The 8,679-nt window shown below is 69.4% G+C and carries 8 protein-coding genes; 3 read left to right on the forward strand and 5 right to left on the reverse strand.

Going from position 1 to position 8,679, the window contains the following annotated elements; genetic code table 11:
• Positions 1-4: 4 nt before the first annotated feature.
• From AB8A24_RS19585 to AB8A24_RS19595, 3 genes are all read right to left on the reverse strand, one after another.
• Positions 5-1,411 (reverse strand): acyltransferase domain-containing protein, encoded by a 1,407-nt coding sequence (locus AB8A24_RS19585; protein ID WP_369476866.1) that lies wholly within the window; start codon positions 1,409-1,411, stop codon positions 5-7.
• 320 nt (positions 1,412-1,731) lie between these two features.
• The gene (locus tag AB8A24_RS19590) at positions 1,732-1,989 is read right to left on the reverse strand and encodes a phosphopantetheine-binding protein (protein ID WP_369476868.1); all 258 of its coding nucleotides are present in this window, start codon (positions 1,987-1,989) and stop codon (positions 1,732-1,734) included.
• The gene (locus tag AB8A24_RS19595) at positions 1,986-2,192 is read right to left on the reverse strand and encodes an MbtH family protein (RefSeq protein ID WP_369476870.1); all 207 of its coding nucleotides are present in this window, start codon (positions 2,190-2,192) and stop codon (positions 1,986-1,988) included. The genes AB8A24_RS19590 and AB8A24_RS19595 overlap by 4 nt, the downstream gene beginning before the upstream one ends.
• A gap of 224 nt (positions 2,193-2,416) precedes the next feature.
• Between AB8A24_RS19595 and AB8A24_RS19600 the strand changes: the two genes are divergently transcribed.
• Complete coding sequence (locus AB8A24_RS19600; RefSeq protein ID WP_369476871.1) at positions 2,417-3,466, forward strand: MupA/Atu3671 family FMN-dependent luciferase-like monooxygenase; 1,050 nt, start codon at positions 2,417-2,419, stop codon at positions 3,464-3,466.
• A gap of 118 nt (positions 3,467-3,584) precedes the next feature.
• Here AB8A24_RS19600 and AB8A24_RS19605 read toward each other — a convergent pair whose 3' ends face one another.
• Both AB8A24_RS19605 and AB8A24_RS19610 read right to left on the reverse strand, forming a co-directional pair.
• Positions 3,585-4,922 carry a class I SAM-dependent RNA methyltransferase gene (locus tag AB8A24_RS19605; RefSeq protein WP_369476873.1) on the reverse strand — a complete coding sequence of 446 codons (1,338 nt, stop codon included), beginning with the start codon at positions 4,920-4,922 and terminating at the stop codon, positions 3,585-3,587.
• Between the two features lie 100 nt (positions 4,923-5,022).
• Complete coding sequence (locus tag AB8A24_RS19610; RefSeq protein WP_328961310.1) at positions 5,023-7,077, reverse strand: APC family permease; 2,055 nt, start codon at positions 7,075-7,077, stop codon at positions 5,023-5,025.
• Positions 7,078-7,296: 219 nt separating this feature from the next.
• On the opposite strand from AB8A24_RS19610, the gene AB8A24_RS19615 reads away from it, so the two are divergent.
• The gene (locus AB8A24_RS19615) at positions 7,297-7,965 is read left to right on the forward strand and encodes a TrkA family potassium uptake protein (RefSeq protein ID WP_052871871.1); all 669 of its coding nucleotides are present in this window, start codon (positions 7,297-7,299) and stop codon (positions 7,963-7,965) included.
• Positions 7,962-8,624, forward strand: a complete 663-nt coding sequence (locus tag AB8A24_RS19620; RefSeq protein WP_030765850.1) for a TrkA family potassium uptake protein — start codon at positions 7,962-7,964, stop codon at positions 8,622-8,624. The genes AB8A24_RS19615 and AB8A24_RS19620 overlap by 4 nt, the downstream gene beginning before the upstream one ends.
• The last annotated feature ends 55 nt before the right edge of the window (positions 8,625-8,679 follow it).

Here is an 8,679-nt window from a genome sequence, read left to right on the forward strand (position 1 = left end):
AGTGTCACTCCTCGGTCGATCCGACGGGGGTGGAAGCGCCTGGGCCTGTCCACAGAGGCAGGAGGGCGTGCAATTGGTCCTCGGTCAGCGCGTCGAGCGAGGCCAACAGTCGCTCCGCCTCCTCGGGCGAGACCTGGTCCGGCCCGCCCGCCTCGTCACCGGTCCCCGCCCCGAGCTCGAGCCCGAAGACCTCGACGACCGGCCGGCCGGCGTCGTCGACGACCGAGACGTCGAGGACCTCTCGCGCCGTCTCACCCGCCCGGTGCCGGACCACCGCGACTCCGGACCCCGCAGCGCTCGCCGATTCGTGGATCACGACCCGCTCGATCCGGAACGGCAGCTCGGTGGACGGCGTCGGCGTCGGCCGATCCGCTCCCGGCCGATCACCGACCGTCCGCCCTCTCGCACGGAACGGCGCGTGGTACCTCACCCAGTCGACCGGAATCCCCGCCTCTTCCACGTGGGTCAGGTGCTCCAGGACCGTCTCCGAATCCGGTGTCCGGGGCGACAGCCCCGCCAGCCAGAGCTCGCTCCCGTCGCTCTGCGCCCGGCCGGCCGTGGTCAGCGTCCGTCCGGGCCCCACCTCCAGGAAGACCGTGCAGCCGCCGTCCATCAGTGCCCGGACTCCCCCCATGAACCTGACCGGCGAGGTGAGCTGCCGGCCCCAGTACTCCGCGCCGAGCTCCCCGTCCGCGGCCCACCCCCCGGTGAGGTTCAGCGCCAGCGGCACGGCCGGGGGCCGGTGCCGGATCCGGCCCGCCGCCGCGACCAGCGCCGGGACGGCCGGGGCGACCGCCGTCGAGTGGAAGGCGTGGGTGGTCTCCAGCGGGATCGTCAGCCAGCCCCGCCGCTCGAACGCCGCCACCAACTCCCCCATCGCCCCGTCGGTCCCCGAGACGACGATCCGCTCCGGGGCGTTGTACGCGGCCACCGACGCCGCGTCGCCGTGTGCCGCGACCAGGCTTTCCAGCTCCGCCGGGTCAGGACCGCCCACGGCGACCATCCGGCCGGCGCCGGGCACGGACGCGAAGGCCCGACCGCGGGCGCTGACGAGTTCGAGCCCTTCCTCGACGCCGAACACCCCCGCCACGCAGGCGGCCGCGTATTCGCCGAGGCTGTGGCCGACCACCGCGTCCGGCCGCACCCCGCACGAGGTCCAGAACTCCGCCAACGCGACCTGCAGCAGGAAGACCGCGGGCTGGAGCAGCTCGGCCCGGGTCTGGGCGGCCGGGTCGGCGAACACGTCGAGCGGATTGACGCCGGTGAGTCGGCGGAACTGATCGGCGTGCCGGTCGATGCCCGCACGGAACAACGGGTGTGCGCGATGGAGCTCGACGCCCATGCCGACGTACTCAGAACTCTGCCCCGGAAACAGGAACCCGGTCGAGGGATCACCGTCCGAATCCGACATGACCTGAGCATTGTTGTACGGCATTCCAGGCACGAAGGAACTCCAACCGATCTGTCAAGTCTGGAAAAATTCAGCGACGTGAGCCCGCGACGACATCCAACGGGCCGGAACGGGATGACACCGATTTCCAGAAGAGGTCGAAGCGCCGCTGATCGAGGGCGCTGTCACCGAACCACGAACATATGGGCCGGGACACCGTCCACCACAAGGTGATATCGGCTCGATGTCTTGCCGGCGAGACAGACTTTCCGTCTCGGCCTCCTGATGCTGATGCGACTCACCTGGCACGAGGAATCGACCCCCGTGACCGGATCACCGGGTCAGGACGCCTCGCCGACCAGTTCACTCAGCACGTCGCTGAGGTCGCTGAGCAACGGGTTCTTGAGGATGACGCCCGTGATCCGGGATATCCCGAGCTCCTGACGGAGGGCCTGGCCGAGGCGGACGGCGATGATGGAGTTGCCGCCCACCGCCAGGAAGTCGTCGGCGATGCCGATGTCCGGCTTCCCCAGAAGCTCCCGTACCTTGCCCACCACCAGCTCGTCCATGGGGTTGCGGAACTCGCTGTCGACCGTCATCTGACCACCTCTCGCAGGCCGGCGGGACGCATGTCCGACCAGTGCGCGGACACGTATTCAAGACAGTTCGTCCGTGTGTCCGCGTCGTGCGCGACCGCCCAGCCGGCGGGCACGGCCTGGGACGCCGGCCACAGCGAGTACTGCTCCTCGCCGTTGACCAGGACCAGATGAACGGCTTCCTCGTCTTCGAACGGATTGGCCACGGCTCTCCTGTGTGAACGAAACCTGATTTCCCGAAGGACGGGTTCATCGTGGCGCTTGTCTCGCCGGCGAGACAACTCTCCGTCGGCCGTTTTCCCTCGCGGTCCGCGGTGGGTGCGGCCGTGAAGAACGCGGGTGCTATGAATCAGCAACGGGCGCATTTATTGACCGATGTTCGCCACACACCCCCGACTCCGAACCCGCACTCCGCTGGGGAGAACACACGATGGATCTCAGCCTCTTCTATTTCGCCAACGACAGCGGAGGCGCCGAGTCCGACCGGTACCGGTTGTTGCTCGAAGGCGCCCGCTTCGCCGACGAGAACGGCTTTGCGGCGGTGTGGACCCCGGAACGCCATTTCCACCCCTTCGGTGGGACCTATCCGAACCCCTCGGTGACCAGTGCGGCGATCGCCGCGACGACGGATCGTGTCAAGATCCGGGCGGGCAGCGTCGTGGCACCGCTGCATCACCCGCTGCGGATCGCCGAGGAGTGGTCCGTGGTGGACAACATCTCCCGGGGCCGGGTCGGGGTGTCCTTCGCCTCCGGCTGGCACGCCGTCGACTTCGCCCTGAACCCGGCCGCCTTCACGAACCGCCGGACGGAGATGTACGAGCGGATCGAGCAGGTGCGCGCCCTGTGGCGCGGCGAGTCGATCGAGGTCACCGACGGCGCGGGCAGCCAGGTGAAGGTGCGCTCGTTCCCGCCGCCGGTCCAGGCCGACCTGCCGATCTGGGTCGCCAGTGTCGGCGACGTCGAGACCTTCCGGAGCGCCGGCCGCATCGGAGCCGGACTCCTCACCCATCTGCTCGGCCAGACTCCCGAACAGCTGGCGCACAAGATCTCCGAGTACCGGAAGGCCGCGGCCGACGCCGGTTGGCCGGGCCACGTCGTGGTGATGGTGCACACGTACCTCGGCGAGGACACCGACAGCGTCCGAGAGCTGGTCCGGCCGTCGCTGAGCGACTACATGCGCAGCTCACTCGGACTCATCCTGGCGTCGGACCTCAGCACCGGAGACCTGGAGCCGGACGAGATCGACATGCTCGTGGAGCGGGCCTTCGAGCACTACTTCGACAACGTCGGCCTGCTCGGCTCGGTCGCCAAGGGCGAGCAGGTCGTGGCGCGCCTCGCGGAACTGGGCGTGGACGAGATCGCGTGCCTCATCGACTTCGGACTGCCGACGGACGAGGTCATGACGGGCCTGACCTACCTCAAGCAACTCCAGGACGCATGCGGCACCGACGCCCCCGACGACCACACACCCTGCCCCTGACCGCCCCGCCGGACGGCCAAGGCCACGGCCGTCCCCCGAACGGGACCGCGGTCCACACGTCGAAGTGCGGCCCGTGCGTCAGATGACGCACGGGCCGCAGACTCGAAGAAACAGCGGGTCAGGCGCCCTTGTTAATCGGCTCCAGGATCGCCACGCACTCCACGTGGTGGGTCATCGGGAAGAGGTCGAAGACGCGGAGGGTGCGGACCTTGTAGCCGTTCTCCTTGAAGTAGCCGAGGTCGCGGGCCAGGGCCGCCGGGTCGCAGGCCACGTACGCGATGCGGCGCGCCGAGAGGCCCGTGATGTGGCGGACCGTCTGCTTGCCCGCGCCCGCGCGCGGGGGGTCCAGGACGACCAGGTCGCATTCCGTGATGCCGGTCTTCGGGAGGATCTGCTCGACCTTGCCCTGCTCGATGCGGACCCGCGGGAAGTCCGCCAGGTTGTGGCGGGCGTCCTCCACCGCGCGCTTCGTCGACTCGATGCCGAGCACCGCGCCCGTCTCGCCCAGGCGTTCCGCGAGTGCGCCCGCGAAGATGCCGACGCCGCAGTAGAGGTCGAGGGCCATCTCGCCCTTGCGCGGCATCAGGCCCTGCATGACGGCCTTGATCAGGGTGTCGGCGGCCTGCGGGTGGACCTGCCAGAAGCCGCCCATGCCCACGCGGTACGTACGGCCGTCCGCGCGCTCCCGTACGAAGGGGCGGCCGTGGACGCGGTGGACCCCGCCGTCCTTCTCCTCCACGCGCAGGACGGAGACCGGCTTGTCCAGCTCCACCAGGGGGAGGCGGGCGCCGGGGCGGGGGGTCAGGACGACCTGGCGGTCCTGCGAGCCGGTCGCCGCGATCGCCTCGACCGTGGCCATCTGCGGCCAGTCCTGCTGCTCGATGCCGAGCTCCGAGACACCCGGGGCGGCGATCATGCAGTGGTCGATCAGTTCGATGTCGTGCGAGCGGTGCTTGCGCAGGCCCGCGTTGCCGTCCTCGTCGATGGCGAACTGCACGCGGGTGCGCCACTGCGGCACCTGCCCGGCCGGCAGCTTGTCGCCCTCGGCGGGCATCACGGTGCCGTCCCAGCCGGCTTCCTCCGGGGTGAGCCCGGCGAGCCGCTTCAGCTGCTCGGCGACGACCTCGCCCTTGAGCCGGCGCTGGGCGCCGGGCTTGGCGTGCTGCCAGTCGCAGCCGCCGCACTTGCCGGGGCCGGCGTACGGGCAGGGGGCCGCGACGCGGTCCTTGGAGGCGTCGAGCACGGTGATCGCGTCGGCGCGCAGGTAGCGGGAGTCGACGTCGCCCTCGGTGACCTTGGCGACGATCTTCTCGCCGGGCAGGGTGTGGCGGACGAAGAGGACGCGGCCGTCCTCGGTCCGGGCGATGCAGTGCCCGCCGTGCGCAACGGGGCCGACCTCGACCTCGTACTCCTCCCCGACCAGTGACTGCTTCTCGTTCTGCTCGACGCTCGTCATGGTGGGGAGACTCCAAAAAACCGAAAACGGAAAACGGCCGGACGACCGACCCACCAGTTTACGTGGATCTCGTCCGGCCGTTCACCAACCTGCCGCCGGGTCAGCCCTTGGAGGAGGGCGCCTTCGGGGGTCGCGGGGTGTCCACCGGGCCGCGGCGCACCGCGCCCGGGGCGTTCCAGTCCTGGCGCTTCTTCGCCCGCCGCTTGGCGAGCTCGGAGGACTCCAGCTGGTAGGGCACCGAGGTGACCATCACACCGGGGGTGAAGAGCAGCCGGCCCTTGAGGCGCAGCGCGCTCTGGTTGTGCAGGAGGTGTTCGTACCAGCGGCCGACGACGTACTCGGGGATGTAGACGCTGACCGCGTCGCGCGGGTTCTCGCTGCGCAGGCCCTTGACGTACTCGACCACCGGGCGGGTGATCTCGCGGTACGGCGAGTCGAGGATCTTGAGCGGGACGTTGATCCCGCGCCGGTCCCATTCCTCGCGCAGGGCCTTGGTCTCGGCCGGGTCGACGCTGATGCTGAGCGCTTCCAGGGTGTCCGAGCGGGTCAGCTTGGCGAACGCCAGGGCGCGCAGCGTGGGCTTGTGGACCTTGGAGACCAGGACGATCGAGTGGACCCGGGAGGGGCGCACGCTGTCGTCGCTGGGGCCCTCGGCGGCGGCGATCTCCGCGGAGACGCGGTCGTAGTGCTTCCGGATCGCGCTCATCGTGCCGTAGAAGATCAACATGCCGAGCAGGGCCACCCACGCACCGTGAGTGAACTTGGTGGCGAGGACGATGACCAGCACCATGCCGGTGAAGAAGGCGCCGAAGGCGTTGATGGCCCGGCTGCGGTGCATCCGGCGGCGGGCGGCGACGTCGTGCTCCGTCTTCAGGTGCCGGTTCCAGTGCCGGACCATGCCGATCTGGCTCAGGGTGAAGGAGACGAACACTCCGACGATGTAGAGCTGGATCAGCTTGGTCGAGTCCGCGTCGTAGATCCAGACGAGCAGGATGGCCGCGCCGGCGAGGAGCACGATGCCGTTGGAGAAGGCGAGCCGGTCACCCCGGGTGTGCAGCTGACGCGGCAGGTAGCGGTCCTGCGCGAGGATCGAACCGAGCAGCGGGAAGCCGTTGTACGCGGTGTTCGCGGCCAGGAAGAGGACCAGCGCGGTGGCCGCGGCCAGCAGGATGAAGAGGAAGCTGCCATCTCCGAAGACGGCCTCGGCCACCTGCGAGATCACCGGGTTCTGGATGTACTCGGGGCCGACCGGGACGCCGTTCGCCAGCAGGTCCTCGGCGGGGTTCTCGGCCATCCTCACGTCGCTGGCCATGGCCAGGCCGATGATCCCGCAGAACATGGTGACCGCCAGGCCGCCCATGTAGGCGAGGGTGGACGCGGCGTTCTTGCTCTTCGGCTTGCGGAAGGCGGGTACGCCGTTGCTGATGGCCTCGACGCCGGTCAGGGCCGCGCAGCCGGATGAGAAGGCCCTCAGCAGCAGGAAGACCATCGCGAAGCCGGCCAGCCCCTGTTGCTCGGGTTTGATCTCGAGGTCGGCGGTCGGCGCCGTCAGGGTCTCGCCGAGGACGATGCCCTTCCAGGCACCCCAGCCGATCATGACGAATACGGCGGCGACGAAGACATAGGTCGGGATCGCGAAGAGCTTGCCGGATTCCTTCACACCGCGCAGGTTCATCAGTGTGAGCAGAAGGATCATGACGGTCGCCGAGAGCACCTTGTGCTCGATGACGAAATGCACCGCGGAGCCGAGATTCTCGACCCCGGAGGAGATCGATACGGCGACGGTCAGGACGTAATCGACGAGCAGGGCGCTCGCCACGGTGAGGCCGGCCCTGGGTCCGAGGTTCGTGTTGGCGACCTCGTAGTCGCCGCCACCGCTCGGGTAGGCGTGGACGTTCTGGCGGTAGGACGCCACGACGGTGAACATCAGCACGACGACCGCGAGCGCGATCCAGGGGCTGTAGTGGTACGCCGACACGCCCGCGATCGACAGGACCAGCAGGACCTCGCCAGGGGCATATGCCACGGACGACAGCGGGTCGGAGGCGAAGACGGGAAGGGCGATCCGCTTGGGAAGGAGTGTTTCTCCGAGGCGGTCGCTGCGTAGCGCCCGGCCGATCAGGATCCGTTTGGGCACGTCGGTCAGTTTGGACACGCAGAGGATCGTAAGCGTTCGAAATCAGACTGACGAACCCCCACCCCCTCATACCGCAATCCCGCCGCAATTCCTCCCCACCCGCAGCACGACTGCGACGCAAGAGGTCCCATGGGTGACCGCCCGTGTGTAGCTTGGGCCATGGTCTGAGACCCTGTTAAACCAGAGCATGCAATGAGGCTGGGAACCAGCGAGTCGCTGACAGCCGGAAGGACGGCCGTGCACATCGTCATCATGGGTTGCGGAAGGGTGGGCTCCGCCCTCGCGCAAACCCTGGAACAGCAGGGGCATACGGTCGCCGTCGTCGACCAGGACCCCACCGCATTCCGCCGACTCGGCGCCGGCTTCGGCGGCCGCCGCGTCACCGGTGTCGGCTTCGACCAGGACACCCTGAGGGAGGCGGGAATCGAGGACGCGGGCGCCTTCGCCGCCGTCAGCAGTGGTGACAATTCCAACATCATCGCCGCCCGCGTGGCCCGCGAGATGTTCGGCGTCGAGAACGTCGCGGCCCGCATCTACGACCCCAAGCGCGCCGAGGTCTACCAGCGCCTCGGCATCCCCACCGTCGCCACCGTGCGGTGGACCGCCGACCAGATGCTGCGCCGGCTGCTCCCCTCGGGCGCCGAGCCGCTGTGGCGCGACCCGAGCGGCGGGGTGCAGCTCGCCGAGGTGCACACCTCCCCCGCCTGGATCGGCCACAAGGTCAGCAAGCTCCAGGAGGAGACGGGCGTCCGCGTGGCGTTCCTCACCCGCCTGGGCGAGGCGATGCTGCCCACGTCGGCGACGGTCCTGCAGGAGGGCGACCTCGTCCACGTGATGATGCGCACGGACGAGATCGACAAGGTCGAGGCGGCGTTCGCCGAAGGGCCTGAGGAGGCACACGCATGAGGGTCGCGATCGCCGGTGCAGGCGCGGTGGGCCGCTCCATCGCGGGTGAACTGCTGGAGAACGGTCACGAGGTGCTCCTGGTCGACAAGGCCCCGACGGCCATCTCGGTCGAGCGGGTCCCGCAGGCCGAGTGGCTGCTGGCCGACGCCTGCGAGATCACCTCGCTGGACGAGGCCGCGTTGCAGCGCTGCAACGTGGTCATCGCGGCCACCGGTGACGACAAGGTCAACCTCGTCGTCTCGCTGCTCGCCAAGACCGAGTACGGGGTCCCGCGCGTGGTGGCCCGCGTCAACAACCCGAAGAACGAGTGGCTCTTCAACGAGTCCTGGGGCGTCGACGTCGCCGTCTCCACGCCGCGCCTGATGTCGGCGCTGGTCGAGGAGGCCGTGAGCGTCGGCGACCTGGTACGGCTGCTGCGCTTCAGCCACGGCGACGCCAACCTCGTCGAGCTGACCCTGCCGGCTGACTCCTCGGTCGCGGGCACCCAGATCGGCGACATCTCCTGGCCCGAGGACACCTCGCTGGTCACGATCATCCGGGGCAACCGGGTCCTCACCCCGCACGGGGAGGAGACCCTGGAGCCGGGCGACGAACTACTCTTCGTGGCCGCCCAGGCCCGCGAGGAGCAGCTGGAGGACCTCCTCCAGGCCCGCCGCTAGCCCTGCGGGCCCGCTGGACGACGAAGGGGGCGCCCCCGGCCGGGGGCGCCCCCTT

The organism is Streptomyces sp. BF23-19 (assembly GCF_041106355.1).
In the GTDB taxonomy this organism is placed as follows: domain Bacteria; phylum Actinomycetota; class Actinomycetes; order Streptomycetales; family Streptomycetaceae; genus Streptomyces; species Streptomyces virginiae_A.

Bases quoted from the DNA above. Each gene is read 5' to 3' on its own strand.
- AB8A24_RS19585 (WP_369476866.1), bottom strand. From the start codon at position 1,411: ATGTCGGATTCGGACGGTGATCCCTCGACCGGGTTCCTGTTTCCGGGG.
- AB8A24_RS19590 (WP_369476868.1), bottom strand. From the start codon at position 1,989: ATGACGGTCGACAGCGAGTTCCGCAACCCCATGGACGAGCTGGTGGTG.
- AB8A24_RS19600 (WP_369476871.1), top strand. From the start codon at position 2,417: ATGGATCTCAGCCTCTTCTATTTCGCCAACGACAGCGGAGGCGCCGAG.
- AB8A24_RS19605 (WP_369476873.1), bottom strand. From the start codon at position 4,922: ATGACGAGCGTCGAGCAGAACGAGAAGCAGTCACTGGTCGGGGAGGAG.
- AB8A24_RS19620 (WP_030765850.1), top strand. From the start codon at position 7,962: ATGAGGGTCGCGATCGCCGGTGCAGGCGCGGTGGGCCGCTCCATCGCG.